The following is a 23483-nucleotide window of genomic DNA, read 5'->3' as shown; positions in this document are numbered from 1 at the left end:
CCGCCGGCAGTGCGCGGCGCTGCTGGAAGCGCCGCGCCAGCCGCTGAGATCCCTGCGTCGTGCTCCCCGTCGAGGGCAGCGCCATGGCATCGATCCTCGTGGTTGAACGCCTCGTCGGCTATCCAGAGCCGCCGAGCGGCACGACCTCATGCCGCAGAAACATCACAATTCGGCGGTCGCCGGCCGTGAGCCGGAGGTGGCCGCGGCGCGGAACGTCCCTGCCTCGCAACTGGTTGCGCATCGCAACCATCTGTGGTCTCCTCGGAGGGTGACCACGAGAGAGCTGCGCTCGGAGGTCCGCGCTTTCGTGCGCGGCTTCGGTCTCCTGGACGAGGAGCGCACGCCGTGCGGCGTCCGGGTGGCGCCGCGCGAGGCCCACGCCCTGACGGTCCTGGCGGACGCCGAGCGGGCGGGCGTGCAGCTCTCCCAGAGCGACCTGCGGCGGGCGCTCGGCATCGACAAGAGCAATGTCACCCGGCTGATACAGCGCCTTCGCGAGGATGGCCGGGTCGAACAGGACGTCAGCGAGGAAGACGCGCGGGTCCGCCGCCTGCGGCTCACCTCGGCCGGGCGCCGCGTGGCGGGGCGACTCGAGGGGCAAAGCCTGCTGCGGTTCCAGTCGATCGTGGACGCCATCCCCTGCGAGGAGCGCGCCGCCGTGGTGCGCGCGCTGCACGTCCTGAATCGCGCGCTCTCGCGCGTGACGCGCGCGACAGAGGAGCAACCCCATGCGAGCGATGCGAGCGACTCTCCCTAGCGTTCTTCTCGGGCTCCTCGGAGCTCTCCTGATGTCCCCGATCGCCTCCTGCACGCCTGCCAGCGAGGCCGCTGCGGGACCCGCGCCGGGCCCGCCGGCGGCGGTGCAGGTCCGCTCGTTCGGCGCGCTGCGCGCGATCATGCACGAGGGGCAGACGGGGCCCGCCGTGCGCATCGGCGATGTGGTGCCGGGCCCGCGCGCGTTCGGGATCGGGGCGCTCAGCGCGCTGCGCGGGGAGGTGACGGTCGTCGACGACGCGATCTGGACCTCCTATGCGCGCGACGACGGGACGCTCGACGTGCGCCCCGCCGGGGCGGAGGAGCAGGCGACGCTCTTCGTGGTGGCGAACGTCGCGGGCTGGCAGGAGGCGACGCTCGACGCCGACGTGCCTGACGGGCAGATCGACGCGCGCATCGAGGCCTTGCTGCGGGAGCGCGGGCTCGACACGGAGGGCGCTGTCCCGGTCCAGGTGCGCGGCGGCTTCCGCGATCTCCGCTGGCACGTCGTCGACGGGAGAAAGCTCGCCCCCGGCGGCGGTCACGCGGACCATGTCCGGGCGTCGGTGAACGGAGCGCTGCCTGCCGCCGAGGGGGTGCTGGTGGGCTTCTTCTCGAAGCGCCACCACGGCGTCTTCACGCACATGGGGTCGAACACGCACTTTCACGTCGTCCTGCCGGAGCGACCGCTGATGGGCCACGTGGACGGCGTGACGCTCGCCCGCGGCGCGCGGGTCCTCCTGCCGGCGCCTTGAGGCTTGACCTCCCGCGCCGCCGTCTCCGCGCGCCGGGCGCCGCTCGTCGCCTCCGCTTGCTGCCGGAGGCCCCCGGGGCGCTTGGCGCGCGCAGCGAGCGCATGTTCCGAGGCGGGGTGGTATGCAGGACGGCGGTGCAGCTCATGACGGCGCCCTCGGAGGACGGCGGCGGGGCGGGCCGCGTGGCCGGGCTCGCGGGCGTCGTGCTGTGCGGCGGGCAGAGCCGCCGGATGGGGCGCCCCAAGGCATGGCTGCCGTTCGGGGGCGAGGCGCTGCTCCAGCGGGTGGTGCAACGCCTCGGCGAGGCGGCCTGGCCGATCGTGGTGGTCGCGGCGCCGGGGCAAGAGCTGCCGTCGTTGCCGGAGGGGGTGCTGCTCGTGCGCGATCCGGTGGAGGGCCGGGGGCCGCTGCAGGGCATCGCGGCCGGGCTCGATGCGGTCGCGCCGCTCGCCGAGCGGGCCTACGTTGCCTCGACCGACGCGCCCTTCCTGCACCCCGCCTTCGTGCGGCGCCTCGCGGAGCTCCAGGCGGGCGGCCACGCCATCGCGGTGCCGCGGGCGGAGGGGCACCATCACCCGCTCGCCGCGGTGTACGCCTGCTCGGTGCGCGGCGAGGTGGCGGCCTTGCTCGCCGAGGGCACGCTGCGGCTCTCCACCCTGTTCGATCGGGCGCGCACCCTTGTCGCGGATCCGGAGCTCCTGCTCGCGGATCCGCGGCTCTGCGCTGCGGATCCGGCGCTGCGATCGCTGCGCAACCTGAACACGCCCGAGGAGTACGCGGCGGCGCTGCGCGAGCTCGACTGAGCCGTTATTTGCCGCGCGCCGCTGGCTTGCTCGCCGCCGCCGCGCCCCCGGGCTCGCCCCTCGCGATGAGCACCCGCTGCTCGCCATGCCTGGGCAGGAAGACCCGATCCGGCCCCAGCCCGCGCGCGGCCATGACGCGCCGGAGCTCGCGGGGCGCCTCTCCGAACGTATCGGTGCTGTTGATGAAGGTGTCGAAATGGATAGCCATCATCCGACGCGCCCCGAGGTCGAGGAAGGCCTGCACCGCCTCCGCCGGATCGACGTGCTTGCTCTCCATGAACTCGCGCGGCCCCACCGGCGCGATCGGCAAGAGGGCCAGATCGATCGAGGGGAATCGCGCGCGCGTCTTCACGAAATCGTCGCGGTCGTAGGCCGTATCGCCGCCGAAGTAGACCGTGATTCCATGGTACTCGACGACATAACCCGTGAAGCTCTCCGTCATCCAGTCCCGGTCCAGCCCGTAGCGATAGCCGGAGTGCCGCACCGGGACGGCCGTGATCTTGAGATCGCCCTGCCGCCATGTCGTCCAGGTCGGGACCTCGAACGACGCGAAGCTATGGTTGGGCACGTAGACGAGCCCGCCTCGAGGCACGAGCAGCGCGCGGACCTTCGGCTCGATCATCGACAGCGAGCCGAGCGAGAGGTGGTCGAGGTGCATGTGCGAGATCAGCACGGCGTCGATGGGCGGCAGATCCTCCGGGGCGAGCCCCGGCTCGACGAGCCGCTTCACCATGAGGCCCACCGTCGACGTGAAGACGGGGTCGGTCAGGATCCATCGGTCGTCGATCTGCACGAGCACGGTCGCGTGCCCGACCCAGAGCGCTGCGAGCCTCGCCTCGGGGCGGTACGGCGCACGCACCTTGTCCGGCACGGGCAGCGGGCTCGCGAACAGCCTCGCCACGTTGCTCTCCAGGATGCGCGCGGGCACGCCGCACGACAGGCCCGCGAGCGCGAGGAGCGCCGCGGCGGACAGGCGAGCTGGCGACGAGGAGGAGCGCGTGGCCATGCGCGGCGTCAGAAGTAGCGGATGCTGAGCGTGAACGTGGTCGATCGCAAGGCGGCCGTCGGCGTGGCCGCCACCTGCGCGCCCAGGGCGCCGAACAGGGTATAGACCCCCGCCTCGTACGAGGCCGCCACCTGCCCTCGAGCATGGATCGCGGATCCGCCGAGCGAGCAGGACAGGTAGTCGCCGCCGTCGAGGAGCGGGAAATAGGCGCGGACGCCGCCCCGGATCAGCCAGCGATCGGCGAACGCGCCCGGACGGGCGACGTACCCGGGCGAGCCGAAGAGCTCGATCGAGCCGGCGTGACGCGTGAGCGGCTCCGCGATGAAGGCGCGCCACGGCGAGAGCTTGCGGTTGATCCCGAACGAGTAGAGCAGCGGCGTCACCTGCCAGCGGAACCCGAAGCGCGCCCCGCCCGGCTCGAGCCACAGCTCGGGGCTCGGCACGAGCTGGACGAAGAGCCACGCCAGCGTGGGGCGGATGTCGGGCTCCGTGGCGGCGGCCGCCGGCGCCGCCTGCCGCGGCGCCTCGGACGACGCGCCCGCGGCGAGCGGCCAGAGCAGCCAGCCGAGCGCGGTGACGGAGGCGGCCAGCGCGGGAGCGCGGCGTCGCGCGAGGGAGCGCGCTCCGGGCATGCCGCGGCTACGGCGCGTCGCCGTACACCCTGCCGAGCTGCTTGTAGAGGAACCGCGCCGCGTGCTCTCCATAGGGCGTCTGCGCCGCGTACACGTCGGGCGAGGCGATCGGCGCGTGCGCCGCCAGCGCGCCTGAGCGCCCGAGCCGGGCGAGATCCTCGCCGAGCGCCTCCATCGAGGGATATCGGTTCTCCGGCCGCTTGCGCAGGCACTTCATGATCACCGCCTCGAGCGCCCGCGACGCCGGGCTCTCACCCAGGTTGGGCGGCGGGGGCGGCGTGACGAGCTGGTTGGCCAGCACCACGGCCTCGTCCATGGCGGGCGCCAGGGCGGGGGAGGAGCTCCGCGCGACGCTGAAGGGGAGCCGGCCGGTGAACATCCGGTACATGAGCATGCCGAAGCCGTAGACGTCCGTGCGCCCGTCGGGAGGGTCGCTGACGGTCTGCTCCGGCGCCATGTACTCCAGGGTGCCGACGGTCACCCCGGCCTGCGTGAGCCCCGAGTGCTCGTACAGCTTGGCGAACCCGAAATCGACGACCTTGGCCGCCCAGGCGTCGCCCTTCTCCCCCACGAGGAACACGTTGGCGGGCTTCACGTCGCGGTGGACGATCCCCGCGCGGTGGGCCGCGCCGAGCCCGGCCGCGGCCTGCAGGAGGAAGGGCACGCCGGCCTCCGGGGACAGCCGCTTCTCGCGCAGGAGCAGCGAGCTCAGCGACTCGCCGAAGAGGAACTCCAGCACGAGGTAAGGCGACCCATCGTGGAGGCCGATATCGAGGACCTCGACGATGTTCGGGTGAACGACCGTGGCCGCGGCCTTGGCCTCCAGGAGGAACCGCGCCTTCACCTTGGGCTCGCGGCGGAGCCTCGCCTCCAGGAGCTTCAGCGCGACGGGCGCGCCGCTCTTCGTGTCCTCCGCCAGGAACACCTGCGCCATGGCGCCGCTGCCGATGAGGCCCCGCACCCGGTACCGCTCGGCGATGATCGCGCCCACGTGCTCGGTGGGCTGGGACCGGATCCGCCGGATGTCGTGGCTCGCGACCAGCTTCTCTCCGTCGTGCGGGCAGAAGCGGTGGTCATCCGCGTACCGCCGGTGGCAACGAGGGCACAGCATGAGGTCCCGTCCTCGGGGATAGCCCTTCCGCCGCCCCTTTTGCAAGACCCGACGTGCGCGTCGTGATGGCGCCTCGCGAAGGCGCGCGCGGCGCGATCACGACGCGCGGGACATGTCCGACGGCATCCGCGCTCTGGGCTCGTGGATCAGGACCGTCTCGGCGCTGGAGAGCTCCTCCATGTCGGGCGCGTCGCCTGACATGCGCCAGCCCGGGCTCCGCTTGGGCAGGCTGTCGAGCAGGCCGGCGAACGAGCTCGCCCACTCCTCGACGTCCCGAGGCCGCTCGTCGGGCGACAGCGCGAGCGCCCGCGCGAAGGCGCGGTCGACGTCCGGCGGCGTCCCCGGGAGCAGCGACGAGACGGGCGGCGGAGGGGCGCGCGAGAGGCTCGCCAGGATGGTGGCGAGGTCCTCTCCGGCGGCGATGCGCCGTCCGGTGAGCGCCTGGTAAGCGACGGCCGCGAAGGAGTAGAGATCGCTGCGCGTGTCCACCGACCTTCCGCGCGCCTGTTCCGGGGCCATGTAGAGCGGAGTCCCCAGGAAGATGCCCGTCGAGGTCGCGCTCACGTCGGCGGAGAGCTCCTTGGCGATCCCGAAGTCGAGGATCTTGACGTGAAAGTCGCCCGGCCCCGTCGACGGGATCAGGAAGATGTTCTCCGGCTTGACGTCGCGGTGCACGAGCCCCGCCGCGTGCGCAGCGCCGAGCGCCGAGGCGCCCTCGCGCAGCAGCACCGCCACCTGGGCTGGCGTTCCGGGCCCGTGCGACTTCATGGCGTGAGCGAGCGTGAAGCCCTCCAGCCACTCCATCACGATGAAGAGCGTCCCGTCCTCGAGCTCGCCCGAGTCGTACACCTCGACGACGGACGAATGATGGATTCGCGCGACGAGGCGCGCCTCTCTCGCGAACCGCTCGCGCACATCCTCGTTGTTGAAGTGCTCTGTCCTGATGGTCTTGAGCGCGACCTCGCGCCCGAGCCGCTCGTCGTGGGCCTTGAACACCCTGCCCATGCCGCCCTCCGCGACGGCCCGGGTCAGGCGATACCGCCCCGCCACGCGATAGGGGAACGGCCGCGGCCCCTTCAGCGCGGCGCCGTCATCGAGGCATCGCTCCACACGCTGATCGTAACAGCGCTGGCAGCTCGGGCATATCTGCAGGATATCGATTCCGCGGCGCACCATGTCGTCGAGCGTCGCTGCCCGCCGCTCCGCCGCGCTCGCGAGATCCTTGCGCAGCCGCGAGAGCTCGAGCGCGCTGCCGAGGTGGTGCGCGAACGAGCGGACGAGCCGCCGGGTCGTATCGCTCCACACGACGCCGCTGCCGACGATGACCAGCGCGCCGTGGACGTCGCCCGACATGCCGAGGACGGGGACCACGACATCCGCGGATCTCGGAGAGGAGTGTTGGGTCAGCGCGGCGTGGCGCAGAGCGTCGATGTGCGGCGCCTCGGTGGTGGTCGCGGTGAGGCTGACCATCGCCTGCTCCTCGGCCTTCCACACCGCGACCTCGCTGGCGCCGATCGCCTCCGCGATCTGCGCCGCCGCGGCGGACGACCACCTCGCGATGTCGTCGAGCGCCTGCGCCGAGGAGACGACGAGCTCCGCGAGCTTCTCCTGCTCCTCCGCGAGCTGGCGCGCGAAATACTGCACCGCTGCGTACGCGATGGCCGACACCGTGAGGAGGTTCATCGCGAAGAAGCCGGCGAGGAGGCTCGGAGGCGCCTCCGGCGCGACCCCGGAGAGGAGCGGGTCGGCAACGCCGGCGGCCATCACGAGCAGCGTGTACGCGATGAACCAGGGGATGGACGCCCGCGATCCGTGGAACAGCAGCAACGTCAGCGGCGCGAGGAGCGCCCACAGGACGACGCCGCTCGAGCCGACGAACCCTCCCCGGCTCGCGTGCATGAGAAACGGCAGGGCGAAGATGAGCAGCGCCTGGCGGAAGCGGAACCCGGCAAACTCCTTCGTCCTGGCGAAGTGGGCCAGGCTCAGGCCGGTACACACGATGTAGCCGAGCGGGATCGCCGCCGAGCGGTGGTCCCCGGCTGCCCCATAGGCGATCACCCAGATGGGGCACGCGCACGCCTTGAGCGCCGCGGTGAGCGTGAGGATCTTCTTGTGCTGGCGCACCTTCGGATCGTCGCCCGACTTCAGCCCCATCCGAGCGATGGCCTGGAAAAACTTCATTCTGGTCGATTGTACGACGTTGAGCAGGGCGGCCTCAAGCCGCGGTCAAGCATTCGGGGACGCGATGTCGTCGAGGTGTACATGTGGGCTCACTGGTAGATGTGGGCTCACTGACAGGGGTCGGTCGCTCCGGCGTGCGCTGCGAGGGCACGGCATGAGGTCCCGTCCTCGGGGATAGCCGTTCCGCCGCCATTTTTTGCAAGATCCGACGTGCGCGGCGGCCTTGCGCGGCGGCCTCGTGAAGGCGCGCGCGGCGCGGTGACGGATCTCCTGCGCGCGGCACCGCGCTCGTCCGGCAGTACTCTCCGGCACCTATCGGCCACCTGTCGGCCACCTGTCGGCCACCTATCTGCCACCTATCTGCAGCACCGCTCGGGCCGCGTTCCTCCTCGCCCGCATTGCTGACACCACCAACTCGTTTTGCCCGGCTGCTCCGATGTCTTCGGCGTCCTCGGCTTCACGGAGGTTCCCGCGAGCTTTTCCGCCGCTTTCTCGGCTGGCTTGCGCGTCGTCGAGAGCTCCGCTCGCAGCACCCGCACCTCCAGCGCGAACGAGTCCCGCTCGGCGCGCGCCTGCCGGGCCTCCTCCAGCGCTGCCTGGCGCTCTGTTTCTGCGATAGCCTTCGCGCACTCCAGGGCGGCGTGCGCCGCGTGCTGCGCCTGCAGGGTCGCTTCGGCCTCACGCTGGGCTGCCTCGGCGTCGCGCAGGGCTGCGTGTTGCGCCTGCCGAGCTGCTTCGGCGTCGCGCAGGGCTGCGTGTTGCGCCTGCCGAGCCGCTTCGGCGTCGCGCAGGGCCGCGCTTTGCGCCTGCCGAGCCGCTTCGGCGTCGCGCAGGGCCGCGCTTTGCGCCTGCCGAGCCGCTTCGGCGTCGCGCAACGCCGCCTCGGCGTCGCGCTGGGCCATGTGTTGCGCCTGGCGAGCTGCTTCGGTCTCGCGCTGCGCCGTATCCTCCGCGTGGCGAGCGGCCTCCGCCCCGCGGCGCACGGCCTCGGCCTCGCGCTCCCGCGCCGACTCGGCATGAGCCGCCTCTCCTGCAGCGAGCGCGCGCCGCGTGTCCTCGAGAGCCCTCCGTAGCTGCCGTCGCCCCCGCTCGGCGACGAGCGCCGCCACGAGCAGCGCCGCCAGCGCCAGGAGTGTCAGCCCCGCCGTCATCGGTCCGCCAGCAAGCGTCCGCGATTCGCGAGCAAGAACGCGCGATGCTCCGCGGTCATGTGCCCACGGAAACGGGAGGGGAGCTCGTCGTAAGGGGTCACAACGCACCCGCGCCAGCGAAGACAATCAGCGCCGCCTCTCGAGGGCAGCGGTGTCCTTGTCGCACACCGCTCGCTGGACGCCAATGGCCTCTGGGCCTGTCGCCGCGCTGCGGCTCCGCGGGCCCCTGTGGTAGTCTCGGCCCGACCGCCGGCCCTGAACCGAGAGGATGCGCGATGCCCTACTCCCAGGCGAAGACGATCCTCGCCCTCCATAGCCCCCTCGGCCCCGACGCCCTCGCCCTCGTCAGGATCCATGGCGAGGAGCGGCTGTCCGGCCTTTTTCGGTTCGAGCTCGACCTCCTGTCCGAGGAGCGGGCCATCGATTTTTCTTCCATCGTCGGCCAGGGCATCACCGCGGTCATCCGCCTCTCCAGCGGGGCCGAGCGCATGATCCACGGTGTCGTCACGCGCTTCCGTCAGGCCGGCCGTGTCTACGTCGACGGCGGCCAGCCGAGGACCGCCTATCGCGCCGAGATCCACCCCTGGCTCTGGTTTCTGACGAGGACCACGGACTCCCGCATCTTCCAGGACAGATCGGTGCCCGACATCGTGAAGCAGATCTTCGATGACCTCGGCTTCTCCGATTACAAGGACGAGCTGACCGGCGCGTACGCTCCTCGCGAGGTGTGTGTCCAGTACCAGGAGACCGCGTTTCAGTTCGTCTCGCGGCTGCTGGAGGAGGAGGGCATCTATTACTATTTCCAGCACGAGGACGGAAAGCACACCCTCATCCTCGGCGACGACAGCGCGGGCAACCCGCGCTGCCCCGAGCTCGGCGACGTGCGCTACGTGGGCGCCGTCGAGAGCTCGACGCGCGATGAGGACGCGATGGCCGTCTGCGAGCTCATCGGAGAGGTCGTCGCGGGGTCGTATGCGGCGACCGACTACAACTTCAAGGCGCCCAGCACCTCGCTGCTCAGCCAGGCGAGCGGCGGCGGGGCGAAGCTCGCGCTCTTCGAGTATCCCGGCGGCTACGCCGACAAGAGCGCCGGCGACGCGATCGCCACGCGTCGCATCGAGGCGGAGGAGGGCGTGGCCCGGCGCCTCGTCGGCAGCTCGTTCTGCCGCGCGTTCACGGCCGGCCATGCGTTCCAGCTCGTCCAGCACGAGCGCTCCGACGTGAACGGCGAGTACCTGCTGCTCGCCGTCACGCACTCGGCCGACAACGACGAGTACCAGAACTCCTTCGAGGCGATGCCCATGCAGAGCCCCTTTCGCCCCGCGCGCGTGACGCCGAGGCCCATCATCGCGGGGGCTCAGACGGCCGTCGTCGTCGGCAAGAGCGGCGAGGAGATATGGACTGACGAGTTCGGCCGCATCAAGGTGCAGTTTCACTGGGACCGGTACGGCAAGCGCGACGAGAACAGCTCCTGCTGGATCCGCGTCGCCCAGTCCTGGGCCGGCAAGGGGTGGGGGAGCTGGTACTTGCCGCGCGTCGGCCAGGAGGTCGTGGTCAGCTTCCTCGGCGGCGATCCCGACCGGCCGCTCTGCACCGGGTCGGTGTACAACGCGGACCAGACGGTCCCCTACGCGCTTCCCGGCGAGCAGACGAAGAGCACCCTCCTGTCCCGGTCGTCGAAGGGGGGCAGCGCGGGCAACGAGCTCCGCTTCGAGGACAGGAAGGACAGCGAGGAGCTCTACATGCACGCCCAGAAGGACATGGCTGTCGACGTGGAGAACGACTGGACGATCGGCGTCAAGCACGACCAGTCGATCACCATCGATAACGATCAGACGCTGGCGGTGGGCGGAGACCAGACCATCAGCGTGGAGAAGAGCCGCACGGTGACGATCGACAAGGGGGACGACCTGCTGACGGTGGGGAAGGGCAACCGCACGATCGACGTGTCGAAGGGCAATGAGTCGCACGCGGTCAAGGGGACACGGGACCTGACGGTCGAGGGGCACGAGACCCACACCAACAAGGCCAACTTCACCCACGAGGTGAAGGGCAATCACGTCCTCAAGGTGAAGGGGAACCTGGTCATCGAGGCCAAGACGGTGACCATCAAGAGCGAGCAGGCGATGACGCTCAAGGCTGGGAAGGCGCTGAAGGGCGAGGCCGGCGGGGATCTCACGTTGAAGGGCGACGGGAAGGTCGCGATCAAGGGCAGCGAGGTGAAGAACAACTGACGTCCGCCCGGGCGTGGGCGAGCGCGTCGCGACGCGGAAGGAGCGACCTTGTCGATCACTGAGGCCGAGGTTTTCGCGCAGGCGGTGGACAACGCTGGGTTCCTGTGGAGCCAGCGCGACAGCGCGGCGCGCGATCCGCGGTACGATCTGAAGGGCCTGGCAGAGGTCGACGGGCGGCTCGCGGCGCAGCTCGATCTGCTCGCGCGAGGCGGGCGCGCGGCGTGGGACGGCTGCGTGGCCGCGGCCGAGGAAGGGGGGGCGGGCGAGGTGTTCGCGGCGCTCTCGCTCGCGCTCGTGCGGCGGGATCAGGAGGTGATCGCGGCGTTGATCGCGCGGGGCGTGGAGGCGCCGGCGATCGCGCGCGGGGTGGTGTCGGCGCTGGGGTGGGCGGCGCCGGAGCTCGTGAAGGACGTGCTGCCAGCGCTGCTCGGCGCAAAGGCAGAGCCGGCGCTCCGGACCATCGGTATCGCCGCGAGCGCGGTGCGGCGGCGGGATCCGGGGCCGGCGCTCAAGGAGGCGCTCTCCGCAGAGGACGCGCGGCTGCGGGCCAGGGCGCTCAAGGCGCTGGGGGAGCTGGGGTTCGTGGAGGGGCTCGACGATGCGCGGCGGGCGTTCGGCGCCGAGGACGAGGCGGTGCGGTTCTGGGCGGCATGGTCGGCGGCGCTGCTCGGGGAGGAGCGCGGGGTGGATGTGCTGATCGAGATCGCTGCCGGCGGTGGGGCGCTCGCGGAGCGGGCTGCGGGCGTGGCGTTGCGGCGGCTCGGTCCGCACGCGGGGGCGAGATGGCTGAGGGGGCTCGGTGAATCGCCGGGGATGGCGCGGGCGGCGATCGCGGGGGTCGGGGCGCTCGGGGATCCGGCGCACGTGCCGTGGCTCATCGAGCAGATGAGCGCGCCCAGGCTGGCTCGCCTGGCGGGCGGGGCGCTGTCGTTGATCACGGGCGTGGAGTTGGTGAGAGAGGAGCTCGAGGGGTCCGCGCTCGAGGAGGCTGGGCCGAGCGACGACCCGGAGGACGAGGACGTGGGGCCCGATCCGGACGACGGGCTGCCGTGGCCTGATGCGGCGGCCGTGGGGCGGTGGTGGGCGCGGCGGCGAGGGGACTTCGCGGCGGGGAAAAGGCATCTCTGGGGGAGAGGGATCGATCTGGAGGGGCTGAACGAGGTGCTGCGGCGCGGAAGCCAGCCGGCGAGGGCGGCGGCGGCGATCGAGCGGTGCCTCTTGAGGCCGCGGCTGGGGGTGTTCGAGGTGCGTGCGCGGGGAGAGGCGCAGCGGGCGGAGCTCGGAGGGTAGGGGATGAGCGCCGGGGCAGTCGCGCGTGCGGGGGGCGTCCATCCGGGCCTTGCGGCCGGGAGGGGGCGCGACGCAAGCTCGGGGCATGGCGCGCCGTTTCAACACGGCCGGGCCCTGCCGCCCGGATTGGCACTACATGATTCCGGCGGAGCGACGTCTGCCTGAGGCGCCCGGCCTCGTGGAGCAGATGGGGTACTTCGTGGTGCGCGCGCCGCGGCAGACGGGAAAGACGACGGCGCTGCGGGCGCTGGCGCAGCGGTTGACGGCGTCCGGGCGTTTCGCGGCGCTGCTCTTCTCGTGCGAGGAGGGGGAGGCTGCCGGCGATGATTACGGCGCGGCGCAGCGGGCGATCGTGCGGCAGATCGACTGGCGGGCCGAAATCGAGCTGTCGCCGGAGCTGAGACCACCGTCCGTCCCTGAGCAGGGGGATGAGGGACTCCTCGGTCTCAAGCTGGCGGCGTGGGCGCGCGCATGCCCGCGGCCGCTGGTGCTGTTCTTCGACGAGATCGACGCGCTCCGAGGCCAGAGCCTGATCAGCGTGCTGCGCCAGCTCCGGGCCGGGTTCGCCGAGCGACCTGCCGATTTTCCCGCCTCGGTGGCGCTGTGCGGCCTGCGCGACGTGCGCGAGTACAAGTCCGCGAGCGGGGGGGATCCGAGCCGGCTCGGCACGGCGAGCCCATTCAACGTCAAAATTGAGTCCCTCAGGATCGGCGACTTCGATCGCGATGAGGTGCGCGATCTGTACGGCCAGCACACCGCCGAGACCGGCCAGGTGTTCACGGAGGAGGCGATCGAGCGCGCGTTCGCGTTGACGTCCGGCCAGCCCTGGCTGGTGAACGCGCTCGCCCGGGAGGTCGTGGAAAAGCTCGCCGTCTCGCCGGACGAGCCGATCACCGTGGCTCATGTCGAGGAGGCGAAGGAGCGGCTCATCCTCGCGCGCGCGACGCACCTCGACTCGCTCGTGGCGCGGCTGCACGAGCCGCGCATCCGGCGCGTGATTGAGCCGCTCCTCGCGGGCGCGCTGTCGGCCGGCGGCGACACGTACCAGGACGATCTCCAGTACGCTCGCGATCTGGGGCTGCTCGCCTCGGACAACCCCGCGCGCGTCGCGAACCCCATTTACCGCGAGGTGATCGCGCGGGTGCTCGCCGGCGATGTCGAGCCGGTCGTGCTGGCGGAGCCGAAGTCCTTCGTGCTCCCGGACGGCCGGCTCGACGTGGCGCGGCTGCTCCAGGAGTTCGCTGCGTTCTGGCAGGAGCACGGTGAGGCGCTCGCCGGGCGCCTCGCCTACCACGAGGTCGCGCCGCAGATCGTGCTCATGGCCTTCCTGCAGCGGGTGGTGAACGGCGGCGGGACGATCGATCGCGAGTACGGGCTCGGCCGGGGGCGGATCGACCTGCTCGTGCGCTGGCCCTACCGCGACGCCGAGGGGCGTCGCGCCGTGCAGCGCGTGGCGCTGGAGCTCAAGGTCTGGCGCGAGGGGGAGAAGAGCCCGCTGCCGAAGGGGCTGGCGCAGCTCGACGGGTACCTCGCGCAGATCGGGCTCGACGAGGGGGTGCTCGTGATCTTCGACCGGCGCGAGGAGGCGGGCGAGATCGACGCACGCACGCGGTTCGAGGAGGCGAAGACGCCGTCGGGGAGGCGGGTGACGCTTCTCTGGGCGTGAGGGGTGGGGGGCGACGGGCCAGGGCCAGGGTGGAAGGGCTGAACGAGGAGCTGCGGCGCGGGAACCAGCCGGCGGGGGTGGCGGTGGTGATCGAGCGGTGCTTTTAAGGCCGCGGCTGGGGGTGTTCGAGGTGGGTGCTCGTCCCTTAGAGAAAAGGTGTAGAACATCTGTCGAAGAAGTGCCCTTTACGGCGAGGTCCACGCTTCTTGTCCTCGCCGGTGGTGTGGCGTGACGCCAAGCGTACAAGCCAAGATTACCCGGCCCATTCCTCGGGCGCGAAGAACTCGATCATGGTGAGTCCCGCATCCTCCACAGCTTGCTTGACCCGATCGTGCACGACCAGCGCGTTGACTGCCTCGCCGAGCCGGAACAGCAGAAGATGCATCGCTGCAGTGTTGTCGATGGCGAGGGCGTCGAAGATCATGCTGATCTTTCGGTCGGGCTGGCCTGTGTCAAACACGGCGCGGCCGAGATCTGCCGCGGTCACGAGGCCGATGACGTTGAAGGCGACGTAATCTCTGCGCGCCTCCTTGGTCGCGGCATCACGCACCTCGGCGCGATACGTGTCGAGGTTGTCAACGCCGGCCCGACGAAGAATGGCGAGTAGTCGCTCGGTCATCAGCGGGACTGGAGCCTGCCACAGCTCGGCCATGATGCCCGAATAGCCAGGCATCACCGTCGCGATGACGGGTTCGGGTGGGGGGATCCCAAAGATCGCACCGGACATCCACGTCCGGAACTGGCCGTCTGGTTTGTACTCGAGGAGCGCGTGGTCGCCATCGTCGGGGCTTGGGCAATCCATGATCCAGTACATTGTCGCTCCAAAAGAGTGTGAGGCCCGGTTCTCGTTAGGATTGTTGCTTCTTTAGGTGCGCTATATAGAATTTGCCCCATCGTGACGTGTATATGTTGCTGCGCCAAGTCTTCCCGTCGAGCCAGTTGCCCAGTTTGCCAGAAATGAAATTTAGTCTCGCGACGAGCGTGAATGGGGTTGGAATGCCATCGTTTGCGATCTTGTCGCGGTTCTCCTTGCATTTGGGGCAACCGGTATCGTCGTCGAACGTCGCCTTTTTGTGATTCATGAAGAGCTCGTGAATCTTGTTCAGTATGGTCAGGACGAAGTCGCTGTAGAAGACGTGCCGATCATGGAACTGTCCCGGCGTGAGATTGACTGCTTGGCGCACGTATTGCCAGCGAGGGTTCGCTTCATCGATCTTGGTTGCCCCCTGAAGTACGGATGCGTTCGGGTCTATCGAGACCACGCCGTCGTCTTCTTCGTCGTCTGTGCCATCATTCCATGTCTTCCAATGGCTGCTCACGGCGTAGCTGCCGGGAAGGAAAACACCATTTTCGCGTCCGTTGGTGTCATATCCGATGTTGGACCATACGACGCCATCTGTGAACGATGCGTCCTTGAGCTTCGCCGTTTCGCCCTTCTTTACCATGAACTGAAGAAGTGGAGAGCGTTTGAGCGACTCTTGTGCAGGGATGCAGTGGTGCGCTGCGCAGGAGACGGCAAGTTGGTGCTTTCTCCCGTCTGCGTCTGTGATGCTGAGCGCCTTCTTCCCGCCTTTGAAAGGGTGCTCTGCGCGGTCTCGTGGAGAGAGGACCTTCTCCTTGGGGTTGGGGCCGACTTTGATCGAAGGGTTATAGGCATACTTGTGGGTGCTGGTCCCGCTCTCCATCTTGGATTTGAGCGTCCCTCCCTTGCCTATGAGCGCGTTCTCGACGGTGGGCGGTTTTGGGGTCGAGTGATCGAATGGACAGTCGTCTTCTGTTACGAGCTCTGGTACCCCGACAGCTTCGCCCACTTGCGTCATCGCCTACCCCATCATGTTTTTCTTGTTATGGAACAGCGGGTCCCCCAGCCGGCACACGTTCTTCCCCTCGAACTTCACGTCGAACGAGTACAGCATGAACTCGCACTCCCCCCGGTTGCACGAGCTCATCACGCCGCCGGCCGTCCCCGCCTCGTCGCCGCTCGATTTCGAGTACTTCGCCCCCTTCACCATCGGCATCTTCCCGTCGCACGTGACCTTCTTCGGCCCGTCCGACGTGTCCGACGCCTGCCCGATGTTCGGATAGGGGATCGGTACCGGGCCGCCGGGGGTCGGCGTCTTGCAGACGTCGGGGAACACCATGCTCATGCCGCCGCTCTGCTTGTGGACCACCCCGCGCATGTTGGCGAACACCTTCGTTCCCATCGCTCGCTCCTCCAGTCCCTTCCGCTACCGAATCATTCCCTGTCCAGGATCGCCGCGCCGCGCGCCGCCAGATCCGACGGCGCCCACACCAGACAGCGTGACGGACGGCGGCCCTCTGCCAGCGACATCGCCGCCAGCCCCACGAGCATCGCCCCGAGCGCCGCCCCCGCGTCACCCACGCAGTCCGCCGGGTGCTCGATCACGAAGTCTTCGGCGATCCTCTTCTTGTGCCGCGCCACCGCCACCCCCCACTCCTTGGCAAAGAAGCTCTCGCCGTTGAAGCCGGCGTACACCGTCCGTACAGGCCCCCCCGGCGCCGCCGCGAACGCGGTCTTGAGCGCGGCATCCAGCCCCTCACCGCGGTACGGCGCCGCCGTCGTGTAGCGGTGCCCTTCCTCCTCCGCCGTGCCCACCGAGACGAGCCGCGACAGCGGCGCGCGCCCCGAGCCCGGCCGCGCGAGCATCAGGAACGCCGCGCCCTCCCCCGGGATGAAGCCGTCGAAGATCCCCGCCGCGCGCAGGCGCTCCTCGAGGTCCAGCGTCCCGAGCAGGTACAGGTCGAGGAGCGTATCCACGCTGCCCACCACGACGCGATCATACCGGCGTGCGGACAGCCCTTCCAGCGCCGCGGCGAGCGCCAGGAAGACCCCCGCCCGCCCCGCCGGGAACACCCGGCTGCGCGCCAGATCGAGCTTCACCCCCGCCTGCGCAGCGAGGTGCTCCAGGAAAACCGGCTCGATCGGCGCGGGACGGCCTCCCGGGAACGCCTCGGGCCCCGCGAGCAGCACCGCCGCCGGTCCGGGCGGAGCGTCCTCGAGGCATGCGCGCAGCGCCGGGCCGGCCAGCCGCAGCATCCGGATCTGCCGCGCGGTCAGCCCGGCGATCCCCTCGAGCGCAGGCGCGAGCGGCGGCAGATCCGGAGTCGCCACGAGCGCCATGACCAGCGGATTGAAGCGGCGATCCAGGACCGAGCTCTGCTGGAACCGATCGATCCCCGCCCGGACCGCCGCGCTCGTCACCTCGGCGCTCAGCCCGACAGAGCTCACCATGCCGACCCGCAGGATGTCCGCGCCCGGCGCCGCCATCACGACCTCCGTCCGCTCAGCTCGATCCGCTTCGCGTCGATCTCCACCAGCTTCACCTTGAGCGCTCGCTTGTCGCAACCCACCTCGCCCAGCCACACGATCCCGAGCCGCCCCTCGCCAGGCTCGAGCATCACGGTCTGAAGCCGCATGGGCGGCCGCTCCACGCCGGGTTCGATCGTGACCTTCACGTCGAGATCGCACAGCGGCAGCCGCACATCCCAGGGATCTGGCGAGGCGTTCTGCACCTTGACCGGCTCGCCCCCGCGCAGGTGGCCCGGACAGACGAGCCCCGGCGAGGCCGCGTTGAAGAAGCGCGCGTCGAAGTCCTTCGGCAGGTACGGCGCCCGCGTCTCCTGCCAGGCCTCGTCGTAGGTCCCCGCATACCGCTTGCGCGGCTCCCACGAGGGCGCGATGAAGCCGAAGCCCGCGGGCGGCGGGCGGTCGCGCGTGCCCGAGACGAGGTGCGCCGGGTCCTCCAGGTTGGGCAGCCGCCGCACCGCCTTCTCGGGCGGCGCGCTCCGAAGGCCGAAGCCGATACCCACTGGATTGCGCTGGTCGATCTCCAGGGGACCCTTCTCGGGATCGTACTTCAGCACGCCGCCGAAGGCGCGCTCGTAGACGAGCGGCAACCGCTCGAACGGGACCGGCGGGGAGATGCGAAGATCCAGCGGGCCGCGCCATTCCCGATCGCCGAAGACGCGGATCACCTTGGCGACCGGGCCGACCGCGAGGGACACATCGACCGAAGGCGCCGGGCGCCCGCGCGGCGCCCACGCCTCGCCGAGCAGCACCACGTCGGTCGCCGGCTTGCCGAGGTGGAGATCGGCGGCGTGCTTCAGGCTGGTCTGCCCGGGCTCGCCCCAGTACTCGTCCGCGAGCTTCAGCGGCTCCTGCGCCTCGGCGATGCGCAGCGCTCCGCCCCGGAGAGCGAAGGTCGCGCGGACCGCGACGTAGAGCGTGTCCACCCCGCGAGCGTCCGGGAAGAGCGCGATGTTCGCCTCGAACGCGGTGTTGTTCCTGAGCTGGAGCATGGGAGTTCGGCGTGAAGAGCGAGCGGGTCGGGTCGGTGTGGCGAGCGTCGGTGTGGCGAGCGGAAGGCCAGAGCGCCAGTCGACCGAGCTCCTCAACCAGACCGCGGCGCGGCGCCCAGGCCCGCATCCGGATCGCCAGTACCCCGGAGCGCCGCCCCCCGCAGCCGCTTCTCGATCGGCTCCCGCCTCCGCGCGCCCCCGCCGAGGCACGCCGTCGTCCCGAGGCGCGCCCCGTGCCGCCTCCCGAGGCGCGCCGCCGGCGCCTCCCCGGCGCGCAGGCGCAGGAGCACCGTGAAGCTCAGCGCATCACCCGCATAGAACCGCGTCAGCGCGCACAGCGGCTCGAGCAGGTCCCCCCCGGGCAAGCAGCGCACGTAATCCCGGAGCGAGAGCGGCCCCACGACGAGCTCGAACCCCGCCTCCTGGTCCCACGCCCGCCGCCCCAGGAGCGCCCCTCGCCCGAGCCCCCGGTTGCGCCCCGAGGGCCCGATCGCGGTCCGATCGCTCTCCTCGATCGGGTGGTACGCCCCCGTCAGCGGCGCCGCCTCGACCGGCACCCGCAGGTGGTGCCGCAGCAGCGCCGTGAGCCCCCCGATCGGCCGCACCTCCCGCGCCACCAGCGCCGCCGGCTCCAGCAGCGCGCGGTCGCTCACCGGTAACCTCCCGCGCAGCGACGGCAACCCGAGGCCGATCAACGCATAAAGGTACCGCGCGGCGTCGTCCTGCTCCGGAGACGCCACGCCGAGCCCGATCCGGTGCCGCTTGCGGATGCGGTAGACCAGCGAGAGCAGGCGGTGGTTGAAGATGTCCAGGAAATCGCGCAGCGCGAGGTCGCGCCGCGCCGCGCGCTGGTACACGAGCTCCGCGAACGGCGGCGGCAGCGGCCCGAGCGCGCCCGCGAGGCTCATGAAGCTCGCCGTCAGCACCGGCGGCTCCCCCTCGCGCGCGGGGCGCTCGATCCCGGCCACGTCGGTCTCGGAAAACGCGAGGTCGATCGCGCCGCGCAGCCGCACGGCCTCGGCCGCGGGCTCGGAGCTCTCGCCCACGCTCCGGCAGCCCTCCGCCCGCGCCTCCAGCAGCGCCACCGCCTGGAAGAAGTCGAAGCGGCGGCCCTCGGCGAAGAGCCAGTCCTCCTCGCCTACAGAAGCGCCTTCGCGCCTGCCATCGGTTGCCATCGCTTCCAGACCTCCGCGCGCCCCGTGCTCCTCAGCACGAGCTCCGTGAACGAGTTGATGTGCGCATGCAGCGAGAGATATCGGCTCAGCACCTCCGCGAACAAGAGCGGGCTCGATCCGACGAACTGCTCCTCGTCGAGCGTCAGCGTCACCTCCGTCCCGCGGCAGAACCCGCGCCACGCGTCCGCGCCGATCCGCCGCGTCACGGTGCGCGCCGACACGCCGACGATGCCCTGGATCTGGCGCTCCGCCTCGGGGATCGACGCGAAGAGATAGACGCGCAGGATCTCCTTCAGCGCGTCCATGCCGCCCGGCCCAGAGATCGCGAGGTGGTTCTGCGATAAGTTCGATACGAGCCGCCAGAGCGCCTGTCCGCCGAGCGGAGGATCGCGCTGCGGGGTCGGCTTGGTGAGGCAGGTGATCCGGCCCATGGCGGCCCCACGCTCGAGGGACAGCGACACGCCGGCGGACAGCTCCTCGGGGAGGTCGCGGTTGGTGCACAGCACCGAGGCGTACACGACCCGGGATGGCGGCCGCCGAGGCGAGAGGTCGAGATCGACGAACGAAAGCGTCACGTCCGTGCCGGGCACGTCCTCGCGCGACGTCGCGACGCGGCGGGCCTGCCAGAACGCCCGCGGGCCCGCGCCCTCGGCGTGGTGCGTGAAGGAGAAGAACGGCGCGTACTCCACCTGCTCCGCCTCGCCCGGCGCAGTCGCCGTGACCTTGTGGATCGAGTGGATCTCGGTCGTGCGCTCGCGGCGCGCGTCCGCGACCAGGCGGTACTCCGGAAAGCGGTGATCGACCCGGATCGGCTCGGTCGTGCGGGAGAACAGGTTGACGATCGGCGCGCAGCCGAGCCGGAAGGTGTCGGCCCGCACCACGAGGCTCGCGGGCGGGCGCTGATCGAGCAGGAACAGCAGGCTGCACGCCGTGCCCTCGGGGAGGTGCGTGAGCTCGACGTCGAAGAAGAGAAACTTCTCGGGAAAGGCGAAGTACTCCTGGACCAGCCGGTGCCCGGGGGACGCGTGCACGGGGTAGGGGAGCGCCTCCTCGTCGGGCCCGAAGCCGACCGGGTGGAGCCGCGCCTCGGCGAGATCCCGGCTGCCGCCCTCGCCGGCGCAGAGGACGCGCAGCGTGTGGCCGAAGAGCAGCTCGTACAGGCGATAGCCGCTCAGGCCACCGCCGCTCAGGAAGAAGCGCAGCCGCCGCACCCCGAGCGCGCGCAGCGGAGGGCCGCCGCTCCGCAGGCGGATGCGGAGCGCCGCCATCACGCCGCCGGAGCCCGGCGGCAAATCCAGCGCCTCGGGCGCGCCGAAGCCGGCGGCCTCGATCTCGATCGGCCAGAGCGTGACCGGGGCGCACGTCCGGAAACGGCAGGTCGGGCCCCCGTGCGCCTCGGCGAAGAGCGGCGTGCCCCGCTCGATCACGTGGCCCGAGGTGAGCTTGCTGTCCCTGGGGCTCACCTCGAAGGCCGCGATCGCCATCGACGGGATGGGCGAGAGCAGCGGCGGATAGAGGACGCCGAGCAGCGACGTGGTGAGCTCGGGGAGATCGCTGTCGAGGCGGCGCTGGAGGCGCGCCGTCAGGAACGCGAACGACTCGAGCAGGCGCTCGACGTGCGGATCCGCCGAGTGGCGCCCCTCCAGGCCGAGGCGCGCGGCGATCTTGGGGTACGCCGCGGCGAACTCGGCGCCGCGCTCCCGCAGGTAGGCGAGCTCGCGGGCGTAGAGATCGAGCAGCTCGGCGTCGTGGTCGGTCGTCGTCACCCGACCTCCGGCAGCGGCAGGGTGAAGCTGAGCGGCTCGCGCACCCGCTCGGTGACGAGCAGCGCGCGGACGGCGACGCGGTACCGCGCGTCGCCGTCCGCGGGAGGGAGCAGCTCGACCTCGACCCGCGCGAGGCGGGGCTCGTACGCCTCGATCGTCTGCTGGACGAGCCGCGCGACGCGGAACCGGTCTTCCTTGACGACGTCGCGGCCGCCGAGCTCCAGGTCGGGAAGGCCGTAGTCGATCACGGTGCGCTGGCGCGCGAGGGCCACGTCTCCGGGCACGGGGCAGCGCGTGCCGAGCAGCCGCTCGAGCTCGCGGAGAACCGAGGCGCGCAGCGCGTCGAGGTCGTGGCTGCGCTTCGGCCGCGCCTCGCTGCGCTGCGATGGGTTGTCGTCGACCAGGCGGTCGAAGAGCGGTACACGCCCCGCGTCCGCCGCGCCCCAGCTCTCGTCCATCTCGCGTCCTCGTCACGAGGCCGGGGCGGCGGCGCGCCCTCGGCCCCGCGAGATCACTTGCCCTTGTTCTCTTCGAGGCTGAAGCTCGCCGAGCTCTTGCCCTTGGCCCCGCCCGGCGCCTCCTGCTTCTGCTGCGCGTAGTCCCAGGTGATCTTCTTGTAGCCGAAGGTGATGGTCTCGATCGGCTGATCCCCGCCGCCCGTCACCGAGACGGAGGTGATGATGCAGCTATCGAAGGTGTACGTCATGTACTTGTGCGGCGCCCCGGCGGCGTCGGCCTTCCAGATGTGCACCTTCATCGACTTGATGTCCTCGCCGCCGCAGCACTTCAGGTTGAGCGTCGGCGAGGCGATGTCGAGGTACTTGGAGACGGTGAAGTCGTTGTGAACGCACCGGCCGCTCGCGCGGCTCGTGTTCGAGGGCCCGGCCGTGAGCGGCATGGACACGCCGTGATTGAAGGACAGGAGCTCGATCATGTCCTTGCCCTGCGCCGACGTGCTCTCGCCCTTGATGCCATCGATTTCCCAATAGACGTTCTGCATGGTTCATCCCTCCTCTATCCACGATTGCGCAGCCCGCGCGCGGCCGGGCCCCATCGCGAGGCGCCTCCGCGAGCGCGGCCATCTTCTACGCACGCACGTACGCGGCGCGCGCCGCTCCTCGTCACGCCGCAGGCGGCGGCAGCTCCGCGACGAGCCGCATCGAGACCGTGAGCTCGTTCAGCTGGAAATGCGGCTTCAGGAACACCACCGCGCGGTACGCGCCGGGCTTGCCGGGGACCTCGGAGACGTCGACCCGCGCCTCGCGCAGCGGCAGCCGCGCCTTGGTCTCCTGGCCTGCGCCGTCGTTGAGGAGCACGTAGTCGGCGATCCAGTTGTTGAGGTAGTTGGAGACGCCTTCCTGCGAGCCGAAGCTCCCGATCTTGTCGCGCATGAGCACCTTGACGTAGTGCGCGAACCGGGATGCAGCGAGGATGTAAGGGAGCTGCGCGCTCAGCCGGGCGTTCGCGTTCGCCTGCGGCAGGTTGTACGCCTTCGGCTTGTTCGTGGTGCTGCCGCCGAAGAAGGCCGCCTGCGCGCTCCCCTTCTTGTAGCAGAGCCCGATGAAGCCGAGCTCCGACAGCTCGTTCTCGCGCCGGTCGGTGATGGCGACCTCGGTCGGGATCTTGGCGACGATATCGCCCTCGCTCGTCTTGAAGGTGTGCAGCGGGAGGTTCTCGACGAGGCCGCCGCCCTCGACGCCGCGGATCGCGGCGCACCAGCCGTAGAGCGCGAAGGCGTTCGTGATCCGCTGCGTGAGCGCGTACGCCGCGTTCCCCCAGAGGAAGTTCCCGTCACCCTCGCCGACCTGCTCCTCGTAATTGAACCCCTCGACCGGGACGCCCTTCGGCCCGTACGGCAGGCGCATGAGGACGTGCGGTAGGACCAGCCCGACATAGCGCGAGTCCTCCGACTCGCGGAACTCGCGCCACTTGATGAGCTGCGTGCTCTCGAATATTTTCGCGAGGTCGCCGGGGACGCCGATCTGGGTGAAGCTCGGCATGTCGAAGAGCTCGGGCGACGCCGCCGCGATGAACGGCGCGTGCGCCGCGGCCGCCACCTTGGAGAGCTCCGTGAGGAGGGAGACGTCGGGGTTCGTGCCATCGAACTCGTAGTCGCCGACGAGCATGCCATACGGCGCGCCCCCGAAGGTGCCGTACTCCTCCTCGTAGACCTTCTTGAAGACCGCGCTCCGGTCGAAGTCCGCCGCGGCCTCGAAGTCCTTGCGCAGCTCGTCCTTCTTCACGTTGAGCACGCGCAGCTTCAGCCGCGTCGAGGTCTCGGTGTTCATGACGAGGTAGTTCAGCCCCCGCCAGCGCGCCTCCACCCGCTGGAACTCCTTGTGGTGCAGGATGGCGTCGAGCTGCGCGCTGATGCGCGCGTCGATCTCGGCGATGCGCGCCTCGATGGCCGCCACCGTGTCGCTCCCGACCTTCACCTTCTCGTCGAGGACCTGGTTCACGAACTCATCGATGAGATCGCGCGCGTGCTTTCGTTGCGGCTCCGCCGCGCCGCGGACCATCCCCTGCGCGAGGATCTGGTCGATGAGGCTCATCTCCTCGGCCGGCGTTGCCGCCGCCGAGCCGACCGCTTGGGTGCTCTCTTCCGCCATGGCTCTCTCCCTTCCCGTCCTAAGATCGCGG

21 protein-coding genes are annotated in these 23483 nt (G+C 70.5%); 6 read left to right on the top strand and 15 right to left on the bottom strand.

What is annotated here, in order from left to right; genetic code table 11:
* Positions 1 to 196: 196 nt before the first annotated feature.
* From ACSRUE_RS01935 to mobA, 3 genes are all read left to right on the top strand, one after another.
* Positions 197 to 757, top strand: coding sequence for a MarR family winged helix-turn-helix transcriptional regulator (locus ACSRUE_RS01935; RefSeq protein WP_441289532.1), 561 nt, complete (start codon positions 197 to 199; stop codon positions 755 to 757).
* Positions 758 to 788: 31 nt separating this feature from the next.
* Complete coding sequence (locus ACSRUE_RS01930) at positions 789 to 1508, top strand: acetolactate decarboxylase (RefSeq protein ID WP_441289531.1); 720 nt, start codon at positions 789 to 791, stop codon at positions 1506 to 1508.
* A gap of 143 nt (positions 1509 to 1651) precedes the next feature.
* On the top strand, positions 1652 to 2311 hold the full coding sequence (gene mobA, locus ACSRUE_RS01925) for a molybdenum cofactor guanylyltransferase (RefSeq protein ID WP_441289530.1): 660 nt from the start codon (positions 1652 to 1654) through the stop codon (positions 2309 to 2311).
* A gap of 4 nt (positions 2312 to 2315) precedes the next feature.
* On the opposite strand, the gene ACSRUE_RS01920 is transcribed toward mobA, so the two are convergent.
* The 5 genes from ACSRUE_RS01920 to ACSRUE_RS01900 form a co-directional block, all read right to left on the bottom strand.
* Entirely contained in the window at positions 2316 to 3317 is a 1002-nt protein-coding gene (locus tag ACSRUE_RS01920; RefSeq protein WP_441289529.1) for an MBL fold metallo-hydrolase, read from the bottom strand.
* An 8-nt stretch (positions 3318 to 3325) separates the two neighbouring features.
* Positions 3326 to 3949 (bottom strand): hypothetical protein, encoded by a 624-nt coding sequence (locus ACSRUE_RS01915; RefSeq protein ID WP_441289528.1) that lies wholly within the window; start codon positions 3947 to 3949, stop codon positions 3326 to 3328.
* Positions 3950 to 3956: 7 nt separating this feature from the next.
* A complete protein-coding gene (locus tag ACSRUE_RS01910) occupies positions 3957 to 5060 on the bottom strand; it encodes a serine/threonine-protein kinase (RefSeq protein ID WP_441289527.1) in 1104 nt (367 codons plus the stop codon).
* Positions 5061 to 5156: 96 nt separating this feature from the next.
* Positions 5157 to 7241, bottom strand: a complete 2085-nt coding sequence (locus ACSRUE_RS01905) for a serine/threonine-protein kinase (RefSeq protein ID WP_441289526.1) — start codon at positions 7239 to 7241, stop codon at positions 5157 to 5159.
* Positions 7242 to 7597: 356 nt separating this feature from the next.
* Positions 7598 to 8392, bottom strand: coding sequence for a hypothetical protein (locus tag ACSRUE_RS01900; protein ID WP_441289525.1), 795 nt, complete (start codon positions 8390 to 8392; stop codon positions 7598 to 7600).
* Positions 8393 to 8667: 275 nt separating this feature from the next.
* Between ACSRUE_RS01900 and ACSRUE_RS01895 the strand changes: the two genes are divergently transcribed.
* The 3 genes from ACSRUE_RS01895 to ACSRUE_RS01885 all read left to right on the top strand — a co-directional run bounded on the left by ACSRUE_RS01895 (position 8668) and on the right by ACSRUE_RS01885 (position 13582).
* Positions 8668 to 10626, top strand: a complete 1959-nt coding sequence (locus ACSRUE_RS01895; RefSeq protein ID WP_441289524.1) for a type VI secretion system Vgr family protein — start codon at positions 8668 to 8670, stop codon at positions 10624 to 10626.
* 48 nt (positions 10627 to 10674) lie between these two features.
* Positions 10675 to 11916 (top strand): TIGR02270 family protein, encoded by a 1242-nt coding sequence (locus ACSRUE_RS01890; protein WP_441289523.1) that lies wholly within the window; start codon positions 10675 to 10677, stop codon positions 11914 to 11916.
* An 85-nt stretch (positions 11917 to 12001) separates the two neighbouring features.
* On the top strand, positions 12002 to 13582 hold the full coding sequence (locus ACSRUE_RS01885; protein WP_441289522.1) for an ATP-binding protein: 1581 nt from the start codon (positions 12002 to 12004) through the stop codon (positions 13580 to 13582).
* Positions 13583 to 13835: 253 nt separating this feature from the next.
* On the opposite strand, the gene ACSRUE_RS01880 is transcribed toward ACSRUE_RS01885, so the two are convergent.
* The 10 genes from ACSRUE_RS01880 to tssC form a co-directional block, all read right to left on the bottom strand.
* The gene (locus tag ACSRUE_RS01880) at positions 13836 to 14396 is read right to left on the bottom strand and encodes a hypothetical protein (protein WP_441289521.1); all 561 of its coding nucleotides are present in this window, start codon (positions 14394 to 14396) and stop codon (positions 13836 to 13838) included.
* 34 nt (positions 14397 to 14430) lie between these two features.
* Positions 14431 to 15393, bottom strand: coding sequence for a hypothetical protein (locus ACSRUE_RS01875; protein WP_441289520.1), 963 nt, complete (start codon positions 15391 to 15393; stop codon positions 14431 to 14433).
* A gap of 12 nt (positions 15394 to 15405) precedes the next feature.
* Positions 15406 to 15786, bottom strand: a complete 381-nt coding sequence (locus tag ACSRUE_RS01870; protein ID WP_012241942.1) for a DUF4150 domain-containing protein — start codon at positions 15784 to 15786, stop codon at positions 15406 to 15408.
* A 32-nt stretch (positions 15787 to 15818) separates the two neighbouring features.
* Entirely contained in the window at positions 15819 to 16871 is a 1053-nt protein-coding gene (locus ACSRUE_RS01865) for a hypothetical protein (RefSeq protein ID WP_441289519.1), read from the bottom strand.
* Positions 16871 to 17902, bottom strand: coding sequence for a DUF2169 family type VI secretion system accessory protein (locus ACSRUE_RS01860; RefSeq protein WP_441289518.1), 1032 nt, complete (start codon positions 17900 to 17902; stop codon positions 16871 to 16873). The genes ACSRUE_RS01865 and ACSRUE_RS01860 overlap by 1 nt, the downstream gene beginning before the upstream one ends.
* A gap of 92 nt (positions 17903 to 17994) precedes the next feature.
* Complete coding sequence (gene tssG, locus ACSRUE_RS01855) at positions 17995 to 19077, bottom strand: type VI secretion system baseplate subunit TssG (RefSeq protein ID WP_441289517.1); 1083 nt, start codon at positions 19075 to 19077, stop codon at positions 17995 to 17997.
* Positions 19041 to 20843 carry a type VI secretion system baseplate subunit TssF gene (gene tssF, locus ACSRUE_RS01850; RefSeq protein WP_441289516.1) on the bottom strand — a complete coding sequence of 601 codons (1803 nt, stop codon included), beginning with the start codon at positions 20841 to 20843 and terminating at the stop codon, positions 19041 to 19043. The genes tssG and tssF overlap by 37 nt, the downstream gene beginning before the upstream one ends.
* Positions 20840 to 21301, bottom strand: a complete 462-nt coding sequence (tssE, locus tag ACSRUE_RS01845; RefSeq protein ID WP_437762357.1) for a type VI secretion system baseplate subunit TssE — start codon at positions 21299 to 21301, stop codon at positions 20840 to 20842. Before tssE ends, tssF begins: the two co-directional genes overlap by 4 nt.
* A gap of 53 nt (positions 21302 to 21354) precedes the next feature.
* Positions 21355 to 21843 carry an Hcp family type VI secretion system effector gene (locus ACSRUE_RS01840; RefSeq protein WP_441289515.1) on the bottom strand — a complete coding sequence of 163 codons (489 nt, stop codon included), beginning with the start codon at positions 21841 to 21843 and terminating at the stop codon, positions 21355 to 21357.
* A gap of 121 nt (positions 21844 to 21964) precedes the next feature.
* Positions 21965 to 23452, bottom strand: a complete 1488-nt coding sequence (gene tssC, locus ACSRUE_RS01835; protein WP_441289514.1) for a type VI secretion system contractile sheath large subunit — start codon at positions 23450 to 23452, stop codon at positions 21965 to 21967.
* Positions 23453 to 23483: the final 31 nt, after the last annotated feature.

Origin of the sequence: Sorangium sp. KYC3313 (genome assembly GCF_052075895.1) — a bacterium.
Classification (GTDB): domain Bacteria; phylum Myxococcota_A; class Polyangia; order Polyangiales; family Polyangiaceae; genus Sorangium; species Sorangium cellulosum_B.
This window is presented reverse-complemented; position numbering and strand designations above follow the sequence as displayed.

Bases quoted from the DNA above. Each gene is read 5' to 3' on its own strand.
- ACSRUE_RS01930 (WP_441289531.1), top strand. From the start codon at position 789: ATGTCCCCGATCGCCTCCTGCACGCCTGCCAGCGAGGCCGCTGCGGGA.
- mobA (WP_441289530.1), top strand. From the start codon at position 1,652: ATGACGGCGCCCTCGGAGGACGGCGGCGGGGCGGGCCGCGTGGCCGGG.
- ACSRUE_RS01920 (WP_441289529.1), bottom strand. From the start codon at position 3,317: ATGGCCACGCGCTCCTCCTCGTCGCCAGCTCGCCTGTCCGCCGCGGCG.
- ACSRUE_RS01915 (WP_441289528.1), bottom strand. From the start codon at position 3,949: ATGCCCGGAGCGCGCTCCCTCGCGCGACGCCGCGCTCCCGCGCTGGCC.
- ACSRUE_RS01910 (WP_441289527.1), bottom strand. From the start codon at position 5,060: ATGCTGTGCCCTCGTTGCCACCGGCGGTACGCGGATGACCACCGCTTC.
- ACSRUE_RS01905 (WP_441289526.1), bottom strand. From the start codon at position 7,241: ATGAAGTTTTTCCAGGCCATCGCTCGGATGGGGCTGAAGTCGGGCGAC.
- ACSRUE_RS01900 (WP_441289525.1), bottom strand. From the start codon at position 8,392: ATGACGGCGGGGCTGACACTCCTGGCGCTGGCGGCGCTGCTCGTGGCG.
- ACSRUE_RS01895 (WP_441289524.1), top strand. From the start codon at position 8,668: ATGCCCTACTCCCAGGCGAAGACGATCCTCGCCCTCCATAGCCCCCTC.
- ACSRUE_RS01885 (WP_441289522.1), top strand. From the start codon at position 12,002: ATGGCGCGCCGTTTCAACACGGCCGGGCCCTGCCGCCCGGATTGGCAC.
- ACSRUE_RS01880 (WP_441289521.1), bottom strand. From the start codon at position 14,396: ATGTACTGGATCATGGATTGCCCAAGCCCCGACGATGGCGACCACGCG.
- ACSRUE_RS01870 (WP_012241942.1), bottom strand. From the start codon at position 15,786: ATGGGAACGAAGGTGTTCGCCAACATGCGCGGGGTGGTCCACAAGCAG.
- ACSRUE_RS01865 (WP_441289519.1), bottom strand. From the start codon at position 16,871: ATGGCGGCGCCGGGCGCGGACATCCTGCGGGTCGGCATGGTGAGCTCT.
- ACSRUE_RS01860 (WP_441289518.1), bottom strand. From the start codon at position 17,902: ATGCTCCAGCTCAGGAACAACACCGCGTTCGAGGCGAACATCGCGCTC.
- tssG (WP_441289517.1), bottom strand. From the start codon at position 19,077: ATGGCAACCGATGGCAGGCGCGAAGGCGCTTCTGTAGGCGAGGAGGAC.
- tssE (WP_437762357.1), bottom strand. From the start codon at position 21,301: ATGGACGAGAGCTGGGGCGCGGCGGACGCGGGGCGTGTACCGCTCTTC.
- ACSRUE_RS01840 (WP_441289515.1), bottom strand. From the start codon at position 21,843: ATGCAGAACGTCTATTGGGAAATCGATGGCATCAAGGGCGAGAGCACG.
- tssC (WP_441289514.1), bottom strand. From the start codon at position 23,452: ATGGCGGAAGAGAGCACCCAAGCGGTCGGCTCGGCGGCGGCAACGCCG.